Below are 19,344 nucleotides of genomic sequence, written 5' to 3' on the forward strand. Positions count from 1 at the left end.
ACGCCGCAGCGATCATGGATTTCGCTGGTCCAGTCCGAAGAGTCTGGTCTCGTCCGGGGTCAGCGTGCGGGAGGTCTTCGCGGTGGCCAGCGCGAGCACCTCGGCCAGCGGGCCGCACACCACGCATTGCTGTACGCGTACGGTCCCGTCGTCGTGGCTCGTCAGCAGCTTCGTGCCGTCGGGGCTGAAGGAGACGGTCTCGACGGAGGCCTGGTAGCCGGTGAACACGACCGGGTATCCGCCGCCGGTGACGTCCCACACGCGCAGGGTGCCGTCGCTGCTGCTGGTGGCCACCCGCCGGCCGTCGGGGCTGAAGGCCAGATTCCAGACGACTCCCTGGTGTCCGCGCAGAATGACGGGATCGCCGGGCCGCCCCACCGGCCAGACACGCAGCGTTCCGTCGTGCCCGCCGCTGGCGAGCCATCGCCCGTCCCGGGAGAACCCGATGCTGGAGACCGGACCCTGATGGCCCCGCAACGCGGTTACCTGGCCGGGCCCGTCCACGGCCTGGAGGCGTACGACGCCGTCGGTTCCCGCGCTGGCCACGTGGCGGCCGTCCGGGCTGATGTCCAGCTGACTCAGATTCGCCTGGTATCCCGGCAGGACGAGAGGGCGGGCGGAACCGTCGACGGACCACACGCGGATGGTGCCGCCGGAGCCGGTGGCGGCCAGGCGGCGGCCGTCGAGGCTGAAGGCCAGGCTCCAGATCGCGCCGTCACCGGTGGCCAGGTCGCGGGACGTGCCGTCGGCGAGGTTCCACAATCGCAGGAGACCGCTGTCGTCGGCGCTGGCCAGGTGCCGGCCGTCGGAGCTGAATTCGACGTCCAGGATCTCGTCACGGTGCCCGCGCAGCACCTGATCCACTCGGCCGCCGACCCGCCATATCCGTACGGTGGCGTCGGCTCCGCCGCTGGCGATGCGTGAGCCGTCCTCGGTGAACGCGGCCGTCCACACCGCGCCGTCGTGTCCGCTCAGCACGGTGGGGTCGCCGGGGAGGGTGGCCGACCACAGGCGCAGCGTGTCGTCGGTGCCCACGCTGGCCAGCTGGCGGCCGTCGGGGCTGAAGGCGACCGACCAGGCTTCACCCCGGTGCCCGCGCAGGACGGTGGAGTTGGCCGCAGTGGCGGAGTCGATGATTCGGATGGTGCCGTCCTGGCCGCTGCTGGCGATCATCTGCCCGTCGGGCCGGAAGGCCAGCCCGAGCACGATGCCTTCGTGGACGTGGAGGACGACGGGGTCGCGCTTTCCGGTGGGGTCCCAGAGCCGGATACTGCCGTCCGCGCCGGTGCTGGCCAGGCGGTTGCCGTCGGGGCTGAAGACGAGGTGTCCCTGGGTGCCGGGTGCGTCGCGGAGCACCAGGGGCTTGTGCGGAGACGACAGGTCGCGGATCCGCAGGGTGCCGTCGCTGTGGCCGCTGGTGGCCAGGAGGCGGCCGTCGGGGCTGAAGGCGACGCCGTACGCGGGCCCGTCGTGGTCCGCGAGCAGGGTCGAGGAGCGTTCCGTGGCCAGGTCCCAGATCCGCGCTCCGTCGTCGGCGGTGCTGGCCAGGCGGCGGCCGTCGGGGCTGAAGGCCACGTTGAAGACGTAGCCGCGATGGCCGCGGAGGACGACGGGCGATCTGCCGCCGGTCAGGTCCCAGATCCGTACCGTGCTGTCGTTGCCGCCGCTGGCCACGCGCAGCCCGTCGGGGCTGAACACGGGGTTCCAGGACGGCTTGTCGTGCTTGCCCAGCGTGGTTGGGCCGGTCCAGGACTGGCCGGATCGCTGCCACATCCGGATCGTGCCGTCGTCGCCGCTGGTGACGAGCCTGCGCCCGTCCGGGCTGAAGGCCACGCCGAGACTCCGCCCCTGGCCCGCGGGGAGCGTGACCATGGCGCGCGAATCGACCACGGCCTGGCGCAGTACCGCCTCGGCCTCGGTGGTCCGCCGGATCCCCACCGCCCTGATGGCCAGCAGCAACGCCAGTTCGGGGTCCGCCTGCAGTTGCCCGCGCGCGCTGGCGGCGGCTTGGCGCGAGCGGGCCAGGTCACGTGCCTCGGCCGCCTGGACGGTCTGCACGACCGCCAGCGCGGCGAGCAGACTCATCACGACCAGCGCCGAACCCAACCCCGCGAGGGTCAGTTTCCGCCGCCGCCGTCCCTGCCGCTGTTCGCGGTCCCGCTTGTCCACGCTGGCGGCCAGAAAAGCGCGTTCGAGGGTGTTCAGCCCGTCCAGTTCCCGGTCCTGCCAGGCGGCCAGGGGCGACCCCCGATACAGCAGCGCCTCGTCCTGTCCGTGGTCGTGCCAGTCGGCGACCGCCTGGGTCAGCCGGCGGTGCGCGTGCAGCTTCTCGCGATCTGCGGCCAGCCAGTCGCGCAGCGTGGGCCAGCCGTCGATGAGGGCCTCGTGCGCGATCTCGGCGGTGTCGTCGCCGAGCGTGATGAGCCGGGCGGCGGCCAGCCGGTGCAGCACCGGGACCGTGTGCCCGTCGGTGCCGAGTTCGGCCCGCCCGACACGTCGCCGGGTGTCCTCCGTGCCCTCGCCCAGGGCGGTCAGCCGCAGCAGGATCGCGCGGGCGGTCCGGCGCTGCTCCTCGTCCAAGCCCCCGTACACGCGATCGGCCGACTGGGCGAGCGCGCCGTCCAGGCCACCCGCCGCCTCGTAGGCGGCCATGGTCAGCTCCGTCCCGCGCCGCCGTCGCCAGGTCTCCCACAGTACGTGCGAGACGAACGGCAGCGCCCCCGGCCGGGTGCCCGCCTCGGTCAGGACCGTGGCCACCAGGGCGTCGTCCACCACGAGCCCGGCGCGGACGGCCGGTTGGGTGACGGCCTCGCGCAGCTCGTCGCTGTTCATGGGCCCCACCAGCACCTGCGCGTCCTGTAACGCCTCCGCGAGCAGGGGCTGGCGGGCGCACTGGGCGTAGAAGTCGGCCCGCAGCCCGAGCACGACCCGTAAGCCGTTCTCCGCGTCGTTCGCCGCCGTGACCAGCGCGGCGATGAACTGCTCACGTTCGCGCGCGTCCGCGCACAACGTGAACACCTCCTCGAACTGGTCCACGACCAGGACCGCCTCCCCGTCGGGCGTCCCGGTGAGCCGGAGCCGGCGCATCGCCAGGCCGAGATTGCGCGGGTGGTCGCCGAAGTCGGTGACCAGCTGACCGGACGCCACCCTCAACTCGGCGCCGAGCCGGATCGCGCACTCCTGCAGCGGACGGGCGCCGGGCGTGATGAGGAGCGCGAGCCGGTCCTTCGCCGTGAGGGCGGGCAGCAGCCCCGCGCGCAGCAGGGACGACTTGCCCGACCCCGACGCGCCGACCACCACCACGAACCGCTTCCAGTCCAGCCGCTCGATCAGCACGGCGAGCATGCGCTGCCGGCCGAAGAAACGGTCGGTGTCCTCCGGGCCGTAGACCGCCAGCCCGAGATAGGGCGGACGCCCGTCCCCGGCGACCGCCCGCGTGCCGAACTCCTCCGCCGCGGCGGTCCAGCGCGCCTGCCAGTCCTGGACATTCCCGCCGCACGCCCGTACATAAGCCAGCGTCACCTGCAGCGACGGCAGCCTGCCGCCTCCCGCGGCCTCCGCCAGCGTGGTAGCCGAATAGTGCGCCCGCCGCGCCAGCTCCCGGTAACCGGGATTGCCCGCAGCGCGGCGCAGCTCACGCAGTTCGACGGCGAACCGCTGAGCCACCCCATCCGCTGGATCGATTTTCCGTTCCGGACGTGGCATCCCCCATCACCCCGTAGACGAAATCAGCCGACATTCTTCGGCGCCCCCATGCGCGTCTGTTTTTCTACGCCATAGACCGCGTGCCCCTTTGTCAAGTTGTTCTGCGTTGTTCACCACCGGCCACCGCGATACCGAACAACTCCGCCCGACCTGTCCTGTCCTCTCGATCGCGGGCTCCGGCACGTACTGAGGTCGTGCAACGGATGGAGGGCTGGCATGCTCTAGGAGGGCATGCGGGATGAGGACCAGTTCGAGAAGTTCGTGGCCGGACGCGCTGACGCGCTGCTGCGCTTCGGGTACGTGCTGTCCGGTGACCCGCACGATGCCGCCGACCTCGTGCAGGAGGCGCTGGCCCGATTACGTGGGTCATGGGCGCGGGTCCAGCGCAAGGACGATCCGGAGAGTTACGTCCGGACCACGATGACGCGCCTGCATGTGCGTGCCTGGCGGATGCGTACCCGGGAACGGCCGACGGCCGAGCCTCCTGATCACGGCGGGCCGGACGTCTATGACGAGACCTCCGATCTGAGTGACGCGCTGGCCCGGCTGCCGCGCCGCCAGCGCGCGGTGATCGTGCTGCGCTACTACACCGGCCTGCCGGACGAGGAGATCGCCGCCACGCTGGGCGTCTCGCAGGGCACCGTGCGCAGCCAGGCGTTCCGCGGGTTGGCGCGGCTGCGGGGGGAACTGCAGGCCGACGGGGTCAGGAGACGTTGATGCGCGACGAATTCGAGCGGAACCTGGAGTCGGGCCTGCGGCTCATCGCCGAGCGTGCCCCGGTGGCCCCTCCCGACCTGACGACCCGGATCCGGGCCCGGCGTACCCGGGCGTGGTGGTGGCGTCTGCTCGCCGCCGCCCTCACGACGGGGGCCGTCGCCGGGACCGGCTCGATCGTCACGGCGGGCGGCTCCGTCGAACGTGACGTGCCGCCCCCGGCGACGTACCGTCCCATCGAGCAGGTTCACCCGGACGCGCTGCACGAGATTCCCGCCACGATGCCGGACGGCCGGCCGTACTACGTGGTGGGGATGATCGACCGGGGGCACGCGCTGCTGCAGTCGTTCCCCGACAAACGCGCCCACCAGCCCGACGGGCTGTGGTCGCTCGACGTGGCGACGGGCCTGCCGACCCGGCTGGTGAAGGTGAGCGTGCCCAAGGGCACCGTCGTGAACTCCTGGACCGCCGTGATCGGTGGAGGGCGCCTGGCCTGGTGGACGGCCCGCCGGGTCAAGGGGAAGATGACCACCACCTTCTTCACGGCCCCCGTCACCGGAGGGGAACAGCGCGCCATCGCCGAGGCCCCCGGCTACCCACTGGACCTGGTGATCGACGACGGGCGTCTGATCTGGACCCGGTCGGGCACCGGCGGCGCGTACGAGATGCCGCTCACCGGTGGCACGCCAAGGCCGATCGAGAACACGGAAGGGCTGCACATGCTGCACTGGCCGTGGCTCGGCCGGCCCGCGTTCCGCCCCAACGGCCCGTCGATCGTCGAGTTCGCCGAGATCGTCAACGTGCTGACCGGCGAACGGCGTACCGCGCCGGCGTGGGAGCCGGCCACCTCCTGCTCCATCACCTGGTGCGTCCGCGGCGATCATGTCGGGCACCGGGACGGCACCGCGACGCGTGTCTCGCCGAACTGGGCGATCCGCCCGCCGGCCCTGGACCGCTTCCTGCTGCTCACGACCCCCTGGTCGAACCGTTTTCACCTGCTGGAGGACCTGACCACGGGCGTGATCACCGAACTGAACCCCGATGACAACCCCTCGATCCACCTCCGCGCGACCACGCTGACCTACCGCAGGGGCGACCACATGGTGCTCGTCGACCTCACGGCGATCGACTGACCGCGAGTGCCCGGCGGTCAGTCGGCGTCCGCTTCGGCGTCGGTGGGCGGTGGGCGAGTGCGGCGGCGGTGGCTGGTGTCGCAGAACGGGTAGCTGCGGCTGCGGCGGCAGGCGCACAGGGCGACCAGGAACCGGTCGGATCTGGCGGTCGAGCCGTCGTCGAGGGTGATCTCGACCGGTCCTTCGACCAGGACCGGACCGCCGGGCACGATCGTGACCCGGCGAGCCTCAGACGGCCTGCCGTCTCGTGGCGGTGTCGGATTTGTCGGCACGGATGACCACCAGTTCCTCGTCGTCGTGTCCGGGGCCCAGGAGGCCCTGGAGTTGAAGGGTTCGCCTTCGGGCGCGCATGACCGGTCCGAAGTGCTCGCGCCGCCGGGCGACCACGAACGCGGTGAGTCCCGCCTCGCGCAGCCGGCGCAGTGAGGCGTCGACGCCGTTGAGAGCCGAATGCACCATCAGCAGCGACCCGCCGTCGGCCAGGTGCGCGGGCGCGAGGGAGCAGACCCGGTCGAGGATGCCGCGCCCGTCCAGCCCCGCGTCCCAGGCCCGGGCCCTGCTGTGGGCGGACGGCGCGGCGGCGTTGCCCGGCACGTACGGCGGGTTGGCCACGATGAGGTCGAACACCTGCCCGTTCAGCGGGGTGAACAGGTCGCCGTGGACCACCCGTACGCCGAGCCCTCGGATCAGGGTGTTGAACCGGGCGGCCAGCACCGCGCGCATTGACCGGTCGACGGCGGTCACGCGTACACCGGCCCGCTGGGCAGCGACCACGGCCATCGCGCCGGTGCCCGTACCCACGTCGAGCACCTCGGCCCCCGGCCGGAGCTCGATCAGCCCGAACACGGCCGCCAGCAGCGCCGTGTCGCCCTGCGGCCGGTACACCCCCGGCGGTCTCAGCAGGAACATCCCGCCCCCCTATCGCGAATCGGACATCGGCACCAGCAGTGAACTGCGGCCGGAACGCCAGCGGCCGAGCACGAGGTCGGCGAAGCGTCCTTCCAGCCAATCCGTCGCCTGCACGCCGAGGACGACGTCGGCCGCCAGGCCGGGCTCCCGCCGCAGCAGATCGCCGATGACATCCCGCCGGAGCACCTGCTCGTGTACGGCATCCGCCTCCACGTGCTCGGTGTAGAACAGCGGATCGACGCCGAGCCGGGTCAGTCCCTGGGCCATCCGCCTGGCGCTGGGCGCGGTGGTGATCTCGGCCGCGGCGAAATGCCCGACCAGGGCTCCGCGCAGACGGCGATGCAGGCCGAACAGCGACATCATGTTCACGACCGCGAGCATCTCGGCGGGTGCCACCTCCAGGTAGGCGCCGTAGGAGGTGTCGAGCGCGAGTTCGTCCATCAGGTCGGCGAAGAGCTGGGAGTGCATGCGTTCGGCCCGGCCGCCGCCGAATTCGTCGAACTCCACGGCCACCAGCGCGGCCTTGGCCCTGCCCTGCAGCCGGGGGATGACCCAGGCGTGCGGCTCCGCCTCCTTGAGGTGGTAGATCGACCGGTGCACGACGTACTCGCGCAGTTGCCACAGTTCGCCGTCGTCACGGAGATGGTGGGAGATTCCCACCGCTTCGATCGGCTCGGCGAGGAGTTCCTCGAGCACGCCGGTCACGTCGTCGCCGCCGGGCACGCCGCCCCGCAGCGCCGCCAGGAACAGCCGTTCCAGGTCGCGCCGGGTCCGCAGCAGCCCGGGATCCCATTCCCATTCGTCGCTGACGCCGTCGAATCCGCGATAGTGCAGCTCGTAGCAGAGGTACAGGGCGAGTTGCAGGTCCTCGCCGAGGGGATCTGCCCCGGCCACCTGCGGCGGCGGCGGTCCGGACGTCAGCGCCGAGATCACCCCGGCCGACAGCGGTCCGCGCGCCGGCGGCAGTTTCGGTCCGTTCATGCGCTCTTCTCCCGCACGGTCTGGTCACGCAGCAGGTCCAGTACGGCCTCCGGCCCTGCCGTGGCGGCGCGGCGCTGCCTTTCGGCGCCCGTGCCCGCGCGTCGTACCCAGGCCAGCAGTTCCTCGACTTCGGCCATGTCGCCGTTGTCCGCCAGGGCATCTCGCACGTGAGCCAGGAGCTGGTCGAGAAGCTTTACGGCGGGGACGGCGCGCGCCTCGATCACGTCGACGCCGGGGCCGTCGAGCCCGTGGCGGGCCGCGTTCCAGACCGCCGCCGCGCAGGTCTGGCCGTCTGCTCTGGGTGCCTCGCGTCCTCTGGCCAGCGCGGCTTCGGCCGTACAGACGAGGGCTCTGGTCAGTGCCGCTTGCAGGACGGCCTCGTCGGCGGTGCCGGCGGCGTCGGCGGCGCGCACCTCCACGGTCGGGACCCCGACGCCCGGTCTGGCCATCCAGAACGACATCGCCTCGTCCACCAGGACGCCGCAGTCGATCAGCCGGTCCACCTGCCGCTCGTAGGCGGCCGCCGAGTCGAACCACGGCGGCACGCCCGAGCCGGGGAAGCGTGACTGCTGGACCATGCGCCAGCTCGCGTAGCCCGAGTCGTGGCCGCGATCGAACGGCGAGTTGGCGGACAGCGCCAGCAGCGTGGGCAGCCAGGGACGCAGGTGGTTCATCACGGCCACCGCCGTGTCGCGGTCGCGGACGCCGACGTGCACGTGGCACCCGCAGCTCTGATAGTCGGCGATCACCCCTCGGTACAGGTCGCCGATGCGCGCGAACCGCTCACCATCCGACAGATCGGGTACGGCCTCGGCCAGCACCGGAGTGCCCACCGACACCAGATCCAGCCCCTCGGCCCGAGCGGCGTCCGCCAGCAGGATCCGGGCCTCCAGCAACTGGGCGCGCAGGTCGGCGAGCGTCGCGCACACCCCGGTGGCCGCCTCGGCCTGCGTCTGGAACAACTCCTGGTGGAGGCTGCCGCCGCTGTCCCGGCCGGGATGCCCGCCGGCCGCCGCGAGGATCTTGCCCGCCAGCGCGGCCGGCTCTCCCGAAGCGGCCCGCAACAGCAGGAATTCCTCTTCCACTCCGACGGTTATCGCCATTTTTCCCCTTTCCGGGCGGCGCTACAGGAAGCCCCTGAGCTGCGGCGCAGCGGGTTAAGCCCTACCCAGTTGGCGGCTTTCATGCCTGAAGCGAGCGTCTTACCCGGAAAGATTCGGTTTTATCTCCGTATTAATTTATTTCTTGGCTTATATAGCTGTTGCTATAGCTTCGAGAGGCGCTTGAGCTGCGGGTTGACGTCGGGGAACGAGCCGTCACCGAACAGGATCCGCGTCGCCAGGGCACGACCGGCCGGGCCGCGCAGCAAGGTCACCGCCGCCTCCACCGCCGCGGGGGATCGCATGCCCGCGAACAGGCGGCGCAGCAGCAGCCGGCCGCGGAACCGGGTCCGCAGTGCGCTCCCGTCGTACTGGCGCAGCATGCTCTGGTCGCCGGTGCGCAGGTATCCGGTCGTGACGGCCGCGGCCAGCTCGGACATGCGCAGGCAGGGGTCCAATCCCCCGGCCGTCAGCGGCGAGACCGCGCCCGCCGCGTCCCCGACCAGCAGCCCGCCAGGGCAGGCCAGCCGCCGCAGCACACCGCCGACCGGGATCGGGCCGCCCCGGCGCTCGATCGGACCGGCCGGCGCCGCCCGGCCGGGCGCGTCCGCGGCGAAGGCGTCCAGCAGGTGCCGGATGCCGGTACGCATCGCGTCCGGATAGCCCGCGACGCCGACATGCGCGTGATGGCCGTCGTCGATCACCCATCCCAGGTACCCCGGAGCGACCCGGGGATCCAGCACGCAGTGGAACGCCGGGTCTGTCGTGCCCGACGCGATCGGGTGGACGATCTCGGCGCCGACGAGGAAACGCCGGTTGACGTCGAGGCCGAGGTCGCGGGCCACCCGGGAGCGGGCGCCGTCCGCGCCGACGATGAACCTGGCCGTCACCGGTTCCGCGCCCGCCAGCCGTACGAAACCCATCGACACGTCGACGTACCGTACGCCCAGCAGGACGCGGGCCCCGGCAGACTCCGCCGCGCGCTGGGCGTGGTCGTAGACGGCCGCCATGTCGGCGACGCGGTACTCGTCCCGGCCGCTGGTGAGCCGGATCGGCGCCCGCCGCGACGGCGGATACAGCAGGACGTCCCGGACGCCGGGGCCGAGCAGGTGGTCCGGCAGGTCGAAGTCGTCGAGGGTGCGCCGTACGAAGATCCCCGTCGTACGGATGCCCGCCGACAGCGACCTGCGGCGGTCGACCACCAGCACGTTCAGGTCCTGTTGTGCCAGCAGGCGGGCGGTGTGCAGGCCGGCCAGACCCGCACCCACGACCAGTACGTCCACTGTCTGCATACTCTGCGACGGTAAGGGCGATACCCCGCCCGGACGACGGTCTGCACGCTACCCGCACGGTACTTCGACACCGCCGCCACACCCGCGGGTGGGTCAAGCCACGGAATGCGTGATTCTGCCGGTGTATGTGCCGGCGACTGCCGCGGCCGGCAGGCTGACCACGATATGCGGATTCCAGGTGGCACTGGTGTCGCCCACGCCGAGCGTGAGCGTGTACGCGGTGGCGTTGCCGCTCAGCGGGACGGCCAGCAGCGCGGTGGCCTGCCCGGGAGTGAAGACGCCGGTTCCCGCCGTCGCCGAGGCGATGCCCGACCAGTAGGAGACCCTGGCCCTGCCGATCGTCTCCGCGGCGGAGCCTCCGCCGGTGGTGAAGTCGGTCGCGGCGGCCCTGGCCGTCCAGGCGGTCGCGAGTCCGCCGCGGGTGTCGGCGACGGACACCGAGCCGAGTTGCGCGGTCAGGCTCTGACCGGAGCCGCCGCTCCCCAGATTTCTGCTGCTCGGAGCGTTGATGGCCAACGTTCCCGCCCGTTTCAGCCGCATGGTGCGGGGCGAAGGGAAGGCGGTGGCGTCTTCCCGGCGCGGAGGAGGCGAGCCGGACGCGACCGGCGATGGCGAGGGGGACGGGCTCGGGGATGGTGACGGCGAGGGGGTGGGGCTTTCCGGGGCTGTCGGAAACGCGGTTCCCAGAAGGACTAAGGCCAGCGCCAATGTGGTCTTCATGAAGTTCCCGGGTGATCGTTCGCGGATCTGCGGATGCGTCGGAACACGGCTAAACCGGACGCCAGGATCACCAGGACACCGCCGGCGGCGAGCGCGCCGTTGCCCGGGGTCAAGGACACCGATGTGCCGAAGATGCCCGTCAGCCGGACCATCGGAGGTTCGCCCGGCTTGGGGAAGGTGATCGTCGTTTCGGCGGTGCGCCGCGTCTGGCCGCTGGCCAGGGAGAGGGTGGCGTGCCAGGGCCCGTCGGGGAGACGTCTGTCCAGAGGAACCGTGATCTGGCCGCGCCCGCCGGGTGGGAGCGAGATGCCCTGACTGACCTGGAACGGCCCCGCGCTCAGCGCGCCGGGACCCTCGTCCAGGGTGAGCGTGCCGGACATGTCCACCGCACGCTGCCCGCTGTTGTGCACCACCGCCTGTAACTCCGGTCGCCCGTCCGGCGTACGGAGGGCCACCAGCCGCTCGATGGTGAAGTCGGTCGGCGGCTCCCCACCACGCCCGATGTCCAGATATATCCGTACTCCGACGCGGTTGACCACGTGGACGTTGCCGGATCCGGTCCTGGGCTCCGCCTCGGCCCAGAGCACGCCGTAACGTTCGCCCCGCCAGGCCGTACGGGGGACTTTGATGGTGGCTCTGACCACGGCGCTCCCGTGGGGCGGCAGCGTGACCTCGGGCTTGTCGAAGCTCGTCCAGGTGGTGAGCTCGTTCGGCTTCCGGTCGGCCTCGAAGACGAAGCGATCCTTCTGGACGGCGGCCGCACCCGCGTACAGGTGGAGGCGCTGCGGGCGGGGTGAGGTGCTGGTGAGCTGGAGCCGGCGGCGGATCGTGGTGCCGGGCTCCAGATGGTCGACGATGTAGATGCGGGCGCGCGGGTCGTGGCGACGGACCTCCGGCGCGTCCATCAGGCGGATGCCGATCATTCCGGCGTCGGAGCCCGTCTCGCCCCAGGCGGGCCCGGCGGTCAGGGCTCCGACGGCCATCAGCAGAGCCGGTAGGAGGCGGCTAAGCGACGGAATGGGTCACCGTCCCGGTGTACTCACCCGCCACCGAGGAGCTCGGCGGGCTCACCACGAGCGTCGGGTTCCAGATGACCGTGTTGTTGCCGACCAGCGCGGTCCCGGCGTACGCGGTGCGCGGCGTGCTCAGGGACTGGGCCAGCAGGACGGTCAGCTGGCCTGGCGTGAACACTCCCACGCCGGTGGAGCTCGTCGCGGCGAGGGAGGCGTACGAGACGTTGGCCTTCGCGATCGTCTCGTTGGTGGTGGCGCCGCCGGTGGTGAAGTCGGTCGCGGCGACCGTCGCGGTCCACTGGCCGAGCAGCGTGCTGCGCGCGTCGGTGACCGTCACGCTGCCGAGGCTCCCGCTGATCGAGCCGCCGGATGCGCCGGAGCCCAGGCTCGCGTTCGCCGGCGCGGCAATGGTCAGCGCGCCACCCGCGATGGTGAAGGTCGTCGTGGTGTCGACCGCGTACGCCGGGGTGGTGACCGTGGCGATCGTCGTGGCCGCGCACAAGACGGCCAGATGTCTGATGATTCGCAATTCCCGTCCTTAAGCCGATGTGGGCATGTCTGGACGAGCGTAGGAATCCGCAGGCAGGACGCTTGCGAAGCGCTTCGGTGCTTGATCGGCAAATGGGCTATCCCCAGGGCGAGCTTTGTCGATCATGGTCCGGAGAGGCCGAATTCATACCGGATGCGTCCACATCTTTGGAGGGCTTGCGCGATAACTCTATCTAGGTAGATATTAGAGCCATGGTTCGTGCGCGACGTCCGTCCCCGCAGACCGTGGCCGTGCTCACCGCCCTCGCCGAGACCGGCGCGGACTGGTGTCACGGTTACGACCTGTGCCGTGCCCTCGGCCTGAAGGCGGGCACGGTCTACCCGATTCTCATCCGGCTCGCCGAACGCGGGCAGGTGGAGACCGCCTGGGAGACCGACCCGCCGCGTGGGCGGCCGGCCCGTCATCTGTACCGGCTCAGCAACGCGGGCGCCGAGCTCGCGCGTACCCTCGCCGCGTCAGCGCACGACGGCGCACCCTCCCCGGGCGCGAACCGGTTCGCGCCCGGGACCGCCTGACCCGTCCTTCCGTACGGAGGCCCTCGATGCTCGCCTTGCTCATCTTCCTGGCGGTGTTCGCACCGGCGCCCCTGCTCGCGATCGTGCTGCTCGCGGGCCGGCTGCGCGACGCCGTACGCCGGGGCGGTGCCGGGGCGCTCGCCGCGCGTACCGGTGCCGCGTGGCGGAACGGCTTCAGGCGGCCCCTGTGGCTGGGGCTGATCGCTGTCGCCGTCACCGCCGGATTGGCCACGTTCGGCCTGGAGCGCTGGTATCTCACCATCGCCGCCGACGGTCCGGAGCTGGGCTTCGACCCGGTGCTGCTGAGCTTGGTGCTGGGGCTGCTCGCGGCGTTCGTGTGCGCCGTGCTCGTCGGTGCCGCCTCGGCCGCCGTGGCCAGGGCCCGCGGGTTCGGCGCCGGGACCGTCGCGGGACTGCTCGCCCTGGTCGCCCTCGCCGCCGGCACCGCGGCCGCGCATCTGCCGCTGCGCGCGGCCTACCTGGCCGAACCCGGCGCGTTCCCCACAGTGGGGAACCTCGGCGCCGGTGACCTGCTGATACCGTTCGACATCTTCTTCGGCGCGTTGATCTGGGCGCTGCCGTGGCCCGTCCTGGGAGCGGCCCTCGGTTCCCGTATCGAAACCCCGGGCCGTCCGCGCAGGGTGCGCGACGTCTGGCAGCTCCTGCTCGACCTGGCCATCACCGACCTGCCGGAAAGCCGGGCCGCGTGGGGTTCGGCGCTCCAGTCCGAGCTCGCGGCGATCGACCCGCCGGCCGAGCGCCGCAGGTTCGCGCTCGGCGGGGTGTGGGCCGCCGTGCGGTCGGGACGGCCGCACGGCGCGTGGGTTCAAGCCGCCGCGGTGGCGCTGGTCGTGGCGGCTGGATGCTACGCGGCCTCGCGCTGGTCGCTGTCGCACGGCCGGAGCGGCATCCTCGCTTACTGGACGGGGTTCCCGAGCGTGCTGCTGTTCGCCGTCACGCTCGCTTCGGCGTGGCGTAACCGATCTTTCGGTTCCGGGCTGCGCGTCGGGGTGCTGGGCGGGATCTCCGCCATGGTGGCGGTGCTCGCCGTCAGCATTCCGGAGGCCGTGGTCTGGGCGAACGAGCGGGCCGGTTACCTGAGCACGGGCGACGCCGTGCCGCCGACGTGGCAGGCGGCGGTCCTGGACGTGGTGCGTCCGGAGTTCCTCGTCGCCATGCTCGTGTTCTGGATTCCGGGCGTGGTCGGCGGCGCCGCCATCGGCACGGCCCTCGGACGCCGGCCCGCCGAGAACGTCACCGTGACGCCTCCCGTGAACACCGCCTGATAATTCAACGGCTATTCAGCGTACGGCCGCGTGACGCCTGCGATATTTGCGCGCGATGTCGGCGGCGAAATTGGGGGTTTCTTCCGCGGTGTGACGGCGGATGAACCAGCTCAACGCCATCATGCGGCCCAGGAAATCCAGCACCGGAGGCAGGATCACCTCGACGGTGCAGGCGAAGTCCGTCGACGTCGAGGTGCGCGGCCTGGTCTCCAGCGTCCAGCGCACCCCGGCGCGTACGGGGATGAGATGGAACAGGTAGACGCGGCTGGCGGCCGAGTACAGCTCGACGGAGGAATCCTCCACCCGGACGATCCGGTAGTGCTGGACGATCAGGCTTCCGCCCACCGACTCGACGTTCACCGTGCCCCGGCCACGCTCGTCGCGGTACGACCCCGCGCCGTGATGCCCCCGGGCGCAAGCCTGGTAATCCTCGTCCGACAAACCGAGAACCCAGCTCTCCAGGTCGATTTCCTCATGGGGTACGTCCAGCGTCGAATAAGCGGTGTGTTTGATGCTCACGATGCCCTCCCAGCGTAAGTAGATTGCCGATCGCCCGTCTTGGGTACTATCAAGCTAACCCATCGATAAACACTTGTAAAGCGATGGGTGCGATTCACGGGGACCGGCCGGCCCGAGTAGGGTGCCGGAGGCCGTACGACGGAAGGGGAGGGAGCCGATGGGCAACGACGCTCGTCGCCCGCAGAACAAGCGCGGTTCGGGTGGGCAGCTGCGGGAGGACATCGTGCGCGCCGCCGCCCGCCTCGTCGAACAGGGCGACGGGACCCCGACCCTCCGGGCCGTCGCCCGCGAAGCCGGCATCACGGCCCCGGCCATCTACGCCCACTTCGACAACCTCGACGAGGTCCTCCAGGCGGTCGTCCTCAGCACCTTCCAGGCCCTGACCGCCCACCTGCGCGGCAGCGTCGCCGGCCTCACCGACCCCGTCGAACGCCTGCGCGCCGCCTGCCGCGGCTACGTCCGCTTCGCCGTCGACCGACCCCAGCAGTACGGCCTCCTCTTCACCTCCCCCCTCCCCGAGCCGCCCCCCGACCCCGGCAAACTCCTGGAGACCATGGAAGGCGCCGAGGCCTTCGCCTTCCTCCTCGACGCCATCCGGGAATGCGCCATCGCGGGCCGCTCCCACAGCGACGACCTCCCCCGCGACGCCATCGCCCTCTGGGTCGGCCTCCACGGCTACATCTCCCTGCACCTCTCCCGCCCGCACTTCCCCTGGCCCCCGGCCCACGGCATCGTCGACACCCTCATCGACGCCCATGCCCACCTGAACAACCACCGTCCATCAGGAGCCGGTTGAGGGGCGACGCCCTTCGGTGACGACGCCAACTGGAGTCAGTCATTCACGGAGGATTCGTAGCGCGCCGAGCCAGTGACTCGTACCGTGAAATGGTGGAGAGTGTCCGGAGGGTTCCCTTCCTGACGGTGATGACGCTCTGGGGTGGCGTGGGTGCGGCGCTGTGGGGCGTCGCCTATGTCGTGAATGGCGTCACGCAGGCGGGGGCCGAAGTGGTTGTTCCCGTGGTGCCCGCAGCTGGGGTGGCCCTGCCGGAGTCGGTGCGGTTGGAGGGGACGAATCTGTTCGCCTGGGATTCGACTGTGCTGGAACAGGTGCTCGCGCGCGGGAATGTCGCGATTCTGGGGCTTTGCGCCGGGATCGCAGGCGTGCTGCTGTACCAGCTGATGGTGTCGATCCTGGATGGGGAGCCGTTCCGCCGGGGTAACTGGGCCCGGATCGCGGGGCTGGCGGGGGCGGTCGCCGTGGCGGGGATCGTCGGCAGCGCGCTTCCCGGGTTCGCCGCGGCGATGGTGCTGGATCGGCTTGATCTCGGGCTGCGGCCGGGTGGGGCTTTCTCGTGGTGGCCGGGGGTGGTGGCGCTGGTGCTGCTGGGGGTCGCCCAGACGTTCCGCCGCGCAGGAGTGCCCGCCGGACGGTGACCCGATCCACGGTCCACGCAAGATCGACCAGATGACAAACGGCCGTGGGCAACTACGCTCTGCTCATGCGGTGGCGTGACTCCCTCTCCCGCCTCAATGCGGTTGACTACCTCGTGGCGATCGGCGTCGGCGTGTTCGCGGTGACCGAGGAGCTCAGCGGCGGAACCGACCTGCCGGCGCGGCCCAATCTCGCGTTGTGGGTGGCCGCGGGGGTGGTGACGGCGCTGCTGGCGCTGGTCCGGCGGCTGTTCCCGTTCGCGGTGATGGTGGTCTACACGGGGGTTTCTGTCGCGGTCTTCGTGCTCACGGGCAACGACGCGGGCGCCTGGCAGTGGTTCATCCAACTGCTCTTCCTGTTCACCCTGCTCAGCGAGGTGCCGCTGAACAGCCTGAAGGGGCTGTTCGGGCCGGTGGCCACGACCCTGTTCATGGCGGGCATGTCCATCGCGTACGCGAAGGAGAACGAGTTCGCCGAGTACGCGATCGGGATCGCGATGGCCGCCATCGCCGGAGGCGCCGGGTTCGGCCTGCGGCGGCACCGCCTGCGCGCCCTGTCGGCGGACGAGCGCAGCGAGACGCTGGCCGCGCAGAGCGAGATGCGGATCAAGGAGGCGGTCGCGGAGGAGCAGGCCCGGCTGGCCAGGGAGTTGCACGACATCGTCGCCCACAGCGTGAGCCTGATGGTCATGCAGGCGGGCGGGGTGCGGCGCATGCTCCGCGCCGATCAGGCCAAGGAGCGGGAGGCCATGGCGCTGATCGAGGAGACCGGGCGCGGCGCGGTGGAGGAACTGCGCCGCATGCTCCACCTGCTGCGCGGTCCCGGCCTCGACGCGCTGACCCCGCAGCCGGGGCTGGGCCGGCTGGACGATCTGGTCGAGCAGTCGCGCTCGGCGGGACTAGACGTCCAGGTCGATGTGGAGGGCGAGCCGGTGCCGCTGCCGGCCGGTCTGGACCTGTCGGCGTACCGGATCGTGCAGGAGGCGCTGACCAACACGCTGAAGCACGCCGGGCCCACGGCGGTGACGGTCACCATCGGGTACCGGTCACACGAGTTGTCCCTGGACATCACCGATGTCGGTCCTCGGGACGGGACGCCGAGCGCCCCCGCGGTGCCGGGTGGCCATGGGCTGATCGGCATGCGTGAGCGGGTCGCCCTGTTCCGGGGTGATCTGACCGCCGGTCCGCTGCCCGGGAACGGGTTCGCGGTGCGGGCCGCGCTCCCTCTCGCAGTCAGATGAACCGCGACCGGTGATCTAGAACGGATCTCGCCAACGCCCTCAAACGAGGGACTTTCGCCGCGCATGCTGTCGCGTGATGGATCGACGTCTACGAGAGGTCCTCTGTCATGACGCTCGGTCTTATCTTCAGCCTGCTCGCCGTCGCCGGCGTCTGCCGCGCGCCGTACGCCGGCCGACGAGAAGCCCGGTACGCCGGCGGAATCCTCTACGCCGCCATCGCCGTGGCCCTCGCCTGGCAGTTCTTCCCGGTGGACTACGCCACGTAAGGCGGATGCCCCGTCTCGCTGATCATCGGCTTGCCCGCGGCGGCCCAGGACTGCATGCCGCCCTCGACGTTGACGGCCTCCCAGCCGACGTGGTTGAGCCACACGGTCGCCTGCGCGGAACGCCCGCCGACGCGGCAGATGACGTAGACCGGCTGGCCCTGCGGCACCTCGCCGACCCGGTTCTGCAGCTCCATCAGCGGGATGTGCTGGGCGTCCGGAGCGTGCCCGGCCCGCCATTCGTCGAGTTCGCGCACGTCGAGCAGGTGCGCGTTCTCGGGTACGGCCCGAGCGCCGATCTCTTGGAGCGTCATGCGCCCATCCTAGGCCCGTATTCCGCTGGTCAAGCTGCCCCTCCGTGGGCCCGGTGACGTTATTTCAGCAGTTTGGAGAGGCGGCGGTCGGCCAGCGGCTTGCCACCGGTCTGGCAGGTCGGGCAGTACTGCAAGGAGGAGTCCGCGAACGACACTTCCCTGATCGTGTCCCCACAGACCTCGCATTTCTCGCCCGTACGGCCATGCACGCGCAAGCCCGACTTCTTCTCCGCCTTGAGGTCCTTGGCGGCCAGGCCGCGCGCCCGCTCGACGGCGTCCCGGAGGGTGCCCACGATGGCCTCGTGCAGGTCGGCCACCTGCGCGTCGGTGAGGGTCGCCGAGATCTTGAACGGGGACATCTTGGCGACGTGGAGCACTTCGTCCGAGTACGCGTTGCCGATGCCGGCGATCACCTTCTGATCCCGCAACAGCCCTTTGATCTGGGTACGGCTGGCGCGCAGGATCTCCCCGAGGGCCTCCGGCGTGAACCCCTCCCCCAGCGGATCGGGCCCGAGACTCGCGACCCCGGGCACCTCATCCGGATTTTTCACGATATAGACGGCTAGGCGTTTCTGGGTGCCCGCCTCGGTGAGGTCGAAGCCGGGGGCCACGCCGAGTTCGTCGGGCGCGAGCCGTACGCGGACGGCCAGGGGGCCTTTGCCGGGGCGTACCGGCTTGGCGACGGAGAGGTCGTCGCGCCAGCGGAGCCAGCCGGCCCGGGACAGGTGGGTGACGAAGTGCAGGCCGTCGCAGTCGAGGTCGAGGAACTTGCCGTGCCGGGACACCGAGGTCACGGTCAGCCCTCCGAGCGCGCTGGCCGGCGGATCGAAGGTCTTCAGGGCGTGGAAGGCCACGACTTCGACGCCCGCCACGGCACGGCCGACCGCGCGCTCGCGGAGAAACTCGGCGAGCGATTCCACCTCGGGAAGTTCCGGCATAGCACCACAGTACCGATCCTTTATCCACAGGCTGGGGATAACTTGGCGGGGTTCGGTCGGATGGCAGGATGACGGGTCATGGGGATTTCTCGTGATCTGGAGACGATCGGGCTTCCGCTGCTGGAAGCGCAGGTGATCCATCCGACGGTGGCCGGGATCGGGCGCGGCGACCTGCCGGAGGAGGTGTTCCGGCGGTGGCTGGAACAGGACTACCTGTTCCTGCTGGATTATGTGCGGGTGTTCTCGCGGCTGGCCTGGCAGGCTCCCGACGGGCATCTGGGCGATCTGGTGGATCTGGCGCACGCCACGTTCCACGAGGAGCTGCGGTTGCATCGGTCGTTGTCGGCGGAGTTCGGGGCCGATCTGGAGGGGGCGAGGAAGGGGAAGGCGTGCACGGCGTACACGGCCTTCCTGCTGGACGCGGCGGCGGACTACGGGAGCGGACTGGCGGCGCTGTACCCCTGCATGTGGGGATATTCGATGCTTGGGCGGCGCCTGGCCGCCACGCCGCCGGATGAGCCGAGATATCGGGCTTGGGTGGAGACCTATGCGGATCCCGGGTTCGCGGCCCTGGCCGCGCGCATCGCCGTCATGATCGACGAGGCTGCGCCGGACCCCGAGCGGGCGGCCGAGATGTTCACCCGGGGCATGGCGCACGAGCTGGCCTTCTGGGACGTCTGATCAGACTTTCAGGCCGGTCACACGTCAGGCCGGTCACAC

General features: G+C 71.0%; 21 protein-coding genes. 9 read left to right on the top strand and 12 right to left on the bottom strand.

Annotated features, from left to right (window positions below; translation table 11 throughout):
• Positions 1–12 precede the first annotated feature (12 nt).
• Positions 13–3,666, bottom strand: a complete 3,654-nt coding sequence (locus tag Aph01nite_RS16100; RefSeq protein WP_204041682.1) for an nSTAND1 domain-containing NTPase — start codon at positions 3,664–3,666, stop codon at positions 13–15.
• Between the two features lie 270 nt (positions 3,667–3,936).
• Here Aph01nite_RS16100 and Aph01nite_RS16105 point away from each other — a divergent pair, with 270 nt between their 5' ends.
• Both Aph01nite_RS16105 and Aph01nite_RS16110 read left to right on the top strand, forming a co-directional pair.
• Complete coding sequence (locus Aph01nite_RS16105; protein ID WP_204041683.1) at positions 3,937–4,422, top strand: SigE family RNA polymerase sigma factor; 486 nt, start codon at positions 3,937–3,939, stop codon at positions 4,420–4,422.
• Positions 4,422–5,552 carry a TolB family protein gene (locus tag Aph01nite_RS16110; protein WP_204041684.1) on the top strand — a complete coding sequence of 377 codons (1,131 nt, stop codon included), beginning with the start codon at positions 4,422–4,424 and terminating at the stop codon, positions 5,550–5,552. Before Aph01nite_RS16105 ends, Aph01nite_RS16110 begins: the two co-directional genes overlap by 1 nt.
• Positions 5,553–5,569: 17 nt before the next feature.
• On the opposite strand, the gene Aph01nite_RS16115 is transcribed toward Aph01nite_RS16110, so the two are convergent.
• From Aph01nite_RS16115 to Aph01nite_RS16150, 8 genes are all read right to left on the bottom strand, one after another.
• Entirely contained in the window at positions 5,570–5,761 is a 192-nt protein-coding gene (locus Aph01nite_RS16115; RefSeq protein ID WP_307836779.1) for a CDGSH iron-sulfur domain-containing protein, read from the bottom strand.
• Between the two features lie 19 nt (positions 5,762–5,780).
• On the bottom strand, positions 5,781–6,461 hold the full coding sequence (locus tag Aph01nite_RS16120) for a HemK2/MTQ2 family protein methyltransferase (protein ID WP_204041686.1): 681 nt from the start codon (positions 6,459–6,461) through the stop codon (positions 5,781–5,783).
• Positions 6,462–6,470: 9 nt separating this feature from the next.
• A complete protein-coding gene (locus Aph01nite_RS16125; RefSeq protein WP_204041687.1) occupies positions 6,471–7,442 on the bottom strand; it encodes an iron-containing redox enzyme family protein in 972 nt (323 codons plus the stop codon).
• Positions 7,439–8,545 (bottom strand): carboxylate-amine ligase, encoded by a 1,107-nt coding sequence (locus Aph01nite_RS16130; RefSeq protein WP_204041688.1) that lies wholly within the window; start codon positions 8,543–8,545, stop codon positions 7,439–7,441. The genes Aph01nite_RS16125 and Aph01nite_RS16130 overlap by 4 nt, the downstream gene beginning before the upstream one ends.
• A gap of 161 nt (positions 8,546–8,706) precedes the next feature.
• Positions 8,707–9,834, bottom strand: coding sequence for an NAD(P)/FAD-dependent oxidoreductase (locus Aph01nite_RS16135; RefSeq protein WP_204041689.1), 1,128 nt, complete (start codon positions 9,832–9,834; stop codon positions 8,707–8,709).
• A 93-nt stretch (positions 9,835–9,927) separates the two neighbouring features.
• Positions 9,928–10,350 carry a hypothetical protein gene (locus Aph01nite_RS16140; RefSeq protein ID WP_204041690.1) on the bottom strand — a complete coding sequence of 141 codons (423 nt, stop codon included), beginning with the start codon at positions 10,348–10,350 and terminating at the stop codon, positions 9,928–9,930.
• 200 nt (positions 10,351–10,550) lie between these two features.
• Complete coding sequence (locus tag Aph01nite_RS16145; RefSeq protein WP_204041691.1) at positions 10,551–11,537, bottom strand: hypothetical protein; 987 nt, start codon at positions 11,535–11,537, stop codon at positions 10,551–10,553.
• 22 nt (positions 11,538–11,559) lie between these two features.
• The gene (locus Aph01nite_RS16150) at positions 11,560–12,096 is read right to left on the bottom strand and encodes a hypothetical protein (protein ID WP_204041692.1); all 537 of its coding nucleotides are present in this window, start codon (positions 12,094–12,096) and stop codon (positions 11,560–11,562) included.
• Between the two features lie 212 nt (positions 12,097–12,308).
• On the opposite strand from Aph01nite_RS16150, the gene Aph01nite_RS16155 reads away from it, so the two are divergent.
• Both Aph01nite_RS16155 and Aph01nite_RS16160 read left to right on the top strand, forming a co-directional pair.
• On the top strand, positions 12,309–12,632 hold the full coding sequence (locus Aph01nite_RS16155) for a PadR family transcriptional regulator (protein ID WP_204041693.1): 324 nt from the start codon (positions 12,309–12,311) through the stop codon (positions 12,630–12,632).
• Positions 12,633–12,658: 26 nt separating this feature from the next.
• Positions 12,659–13,918 carry a hypothetical protein gene (locus Aph01nite_RS16160; RefSeq protein WP_204041694.1) on the top strand — a complete coding sequence of 420 codons (1,260 nt, stop codon included), beginning with the start codon at positions 12,659–12,661 and terminating at the stop codon, positions 13,916–13,918.
• Between the two features lie 15 nt (positions 13,919–13,933).
• On the opposite strand, the gene Aph01nite_RS16165 is transcribed toward Aph01nite_RS16160, so the two are convergent.
• Positions 13,934–14,437 (bottom strand): hypothetical protein, encoded by a 504-nt coding sequence (locus tag Aph01nite_RS16165; RefSeq protein ID WP_204041695.1) that lies wholly within the window; start codon positions 14,435–14,437, stop codon positions 13,934–13,936.
• A 157-nt stretch (positions 14,438–14,594) separates the two neighbouring features.
• On the opposite strand from Aph01nite_RS16165, the gene Aph01nite_RS16170 reads away from it, so the two are divergent.
• The 4 genes from Aph01nite_RS16170 to Aph01nite_RS16185 all read left to right on the top strand — a co-directional run bounded on the left by Aph01nite_RS16170 (position 14,595) and on the right by Aph01nite_RS16185 (position 17,375).
• Entirely contained in the window at positions 14,595–15,233 is a 639-nt protein-coding gene (locus tag Aph01nite_RS16170) for a TetR/AcrR family transcriptional regulator (protein ID WP_204041696.1), read from the top strand.
• A gap of 92 nt (positions 15,234–15,325) precedes the next feature.
• Positions 15,326–15,871, top strand: a complete 546-nt coding sequence (locus Aph01nite_RS16175) for a hypothetical protein (RefSeq protein WP_204041697.1) — start codon at positions 15,326–15,328, stop codon at positions 15,869–15,871.
• Between the two features lie 65 nt (positions 15,872–15,936).
• On the top strand, positions 15,937–17,109 hold the full coding sequence (locus tag Aph01nite_RS16180; protein ID WP_204041698.1) for a sensor histidine kinase: 1,173 nt from the start codon (positions 15,937–15,939) through the stop codon (positions 17,107–17,109).
• 107 nt (positions 17,110–17,216) lie between these two features.
• Positions 17,217–17,375: a hypothetical protein gene (locus Aph01nite_RS16185; protein ID WP_204041699.1), complete on the top strand. Its 159-nt coding sequence runs from the start codon at positions 17,217–17,219 to the stop codon at positions 17,373–17,375.
• Here Aph01nite_RS16185 and Aph01nite_RS16190 read toward each other — a convergent pair.
• Both Aph01nite_RS16190 and Aph01nite_RS16195 read right to left on the bottom strand, forming a co-directional pair.
• Positions 17,363–17,686: a rhodanese-like domain-containing protein gene (locus tag Aph01nite_RS16190; protein WP_204041700.1), complete on the bottom strand. Its 324-nt coding sequence runs from the start codon at positions 17,684–17,686 to the stop codon at positions 17,363–17,365. The two genes, Aph01nite_RS16185 and Aph01nite_RS16190, sit on opposite strands and share 13 nt — an antisense overlap.
• A 59-nt stretch (positions 17,687–17,745) precedes the next feature.
• Positions 17,746–18,624, bottom strand: a complete 879-nt coding sequence (locus Aph01nite_RS16195; RefSeq protein ID WP_204041701.1) for an Fpg/Nei family DNA glycosylase — start codon at positions 18,622–18,624, stop codon at positions 17,746–17,748.
• Positions 18,625–18,702: 78 nt separating this feature from the next.
• Here Aph01nite_RS16195 and Aph01nite_RS16200 point away from each other — a divergent pair, with 78 nt between their 5' ends.
• On the top strand, positions 18,703–19,305 hold the full coding sequence (locus Aph01nite_RS16200) for a TenA family protein (RefSeq protein WP_204041702.1): 603 nt from the start codon (positions 18,703–18,705) through the stop codon (positions 19,303–19,305).
• The last annotated feature ends 39 nt before the right edge of the window (positions 19,306–19,344 follow it).

Source organism: Acrocarpospora phusangensis (genome assembly GCF_016862995.1).
Taxonomy (GTDB): domain Bacteria; phylum Actinomycetota; class Actinomycetes; order Streptosporangiales; family Streptosporangiaceae; genus Acrocarpospora; species Acrocarpospora phusangensis.

What these genes read in the sequence shown, in the direction of transcription:
- Aph01nite_RS16170 (WP_204041696.1), top strand. Translation starts at nt 14,595, where the DNA reads ATGGGCAACGACGCTCGTCGCCCGCAGAACAAGCGCGGTTCGGGTGGG.
- Aph01nite_RS16135 (WP_204041689.1), bottom strand. Translation starts at nt 9,834, where the DNA reads ATGCAGACAGTGGACGTACTGGTCGTGGGTGCGGGTCTGGCCGGCCTG.
- Aph01nite_RS16190 (WP_204041700.1), bottom strand. Translation starts at nt 17,686, where the DNA reads ATGACGCTCCAAGAGATCGGCGCTCGGGCCGTACCCGAGAACGCGCAC.
- Aph01nite_RS16200 (WP_204041702.1), top strand. Translation starts at nt 18,703, where the DNA reads ATGGGGATTTCTCGTGATCTGGAGACGATCGGGCTTCCGCTGCTGGAA.
- Aph01nite_RS16185 (WP_204041699.1), top strand. Translation starts at nt 17,217, where the DNA reads ATGACGCTCGGTCTTATCTTCAGCCTGCTCGCCGTCGCCGGCGTCTGC.
- Aph01nite_RS16145 (WP_204041691.1), bottom strand. Translation starts at nt 11,537, where the DNA reads ATGGCCGTCGGAGCCCTGACCGCCGGGCCCGCCTGGGGCGAGACGGGC.
- Aph01nite_RS16195 (WP_204041701.1), bottom strand. Translation starts at nt 18,624, where the DNA reads ATGCCGGAACTTCCCGAGGTGGAATCGCTCGCCGAGTTTCTCCGCGAG.
- Aph01nite_RS16105 (WP_204041683.1), top strand. Translation starts at nt 3,937, where the DNA reads ATGCGGGATGAGGACCAGTTCGAGAAGTTCGTGGCCGGACGCGCTGAC.
- Aph01nite_RS16160 (WP_204041694.1), top strand. Translation starts at nt 12,659, where the DNA reads ATGCTCGCCTTGCTCATCTTCCTGGCGGTGTTCGCACCGGCGCCCCTG.
- Aph01nite_RS16180 (WP_204041698.1), top strand. Translation starts at nt 15,937, where the DNA reads ATGCGGTGGCGTGACTCCCTCTCCCGCCTCAATGCGGTTGACTACCTC.
- Aph01nite_RS16110 (WP_204041684.1), top strand. Translation starts at nt 4,422, where the DNA reads ATGCGCGACGAATTCGAGCGGAACCTGGAGTCGGGCCTGCGGCTCATC.
- Aph01nite_RS16120 (WP_204041686.1), bottom strand. Translation starts at nt 6,461, where the DNA reads ATGTTCCTGCTGAGACCGCCGGGGGTGTACCGGCCGCAGGGCGACACG.
- Aph01nite_RS16125 (WP_204041687.1), bottom strand. Translation starts at nt 7,442, where the DNA reads ATGAACGGACCGAAACTGCCGCCGGCGCGCGGACCGCTGTCGGCCGGG.
- Aph01nite_RS16155 (WP_204041693.1), top strand. Translation starts at nt 12,309, where the DNA reads ATGGTTCGTGCGCGACGTCCGTCCCCGCAGACCGTGGCCGTGCTCACC.
- Aph01nite_RS16130 (WP_204041688.1), bottom strand. Translation starts at nt 8,545, where the DNA reads ATGGCGATAACCGTCGGAGTGGAAGAGGAATTCCTGCTGTTGCGGGCC.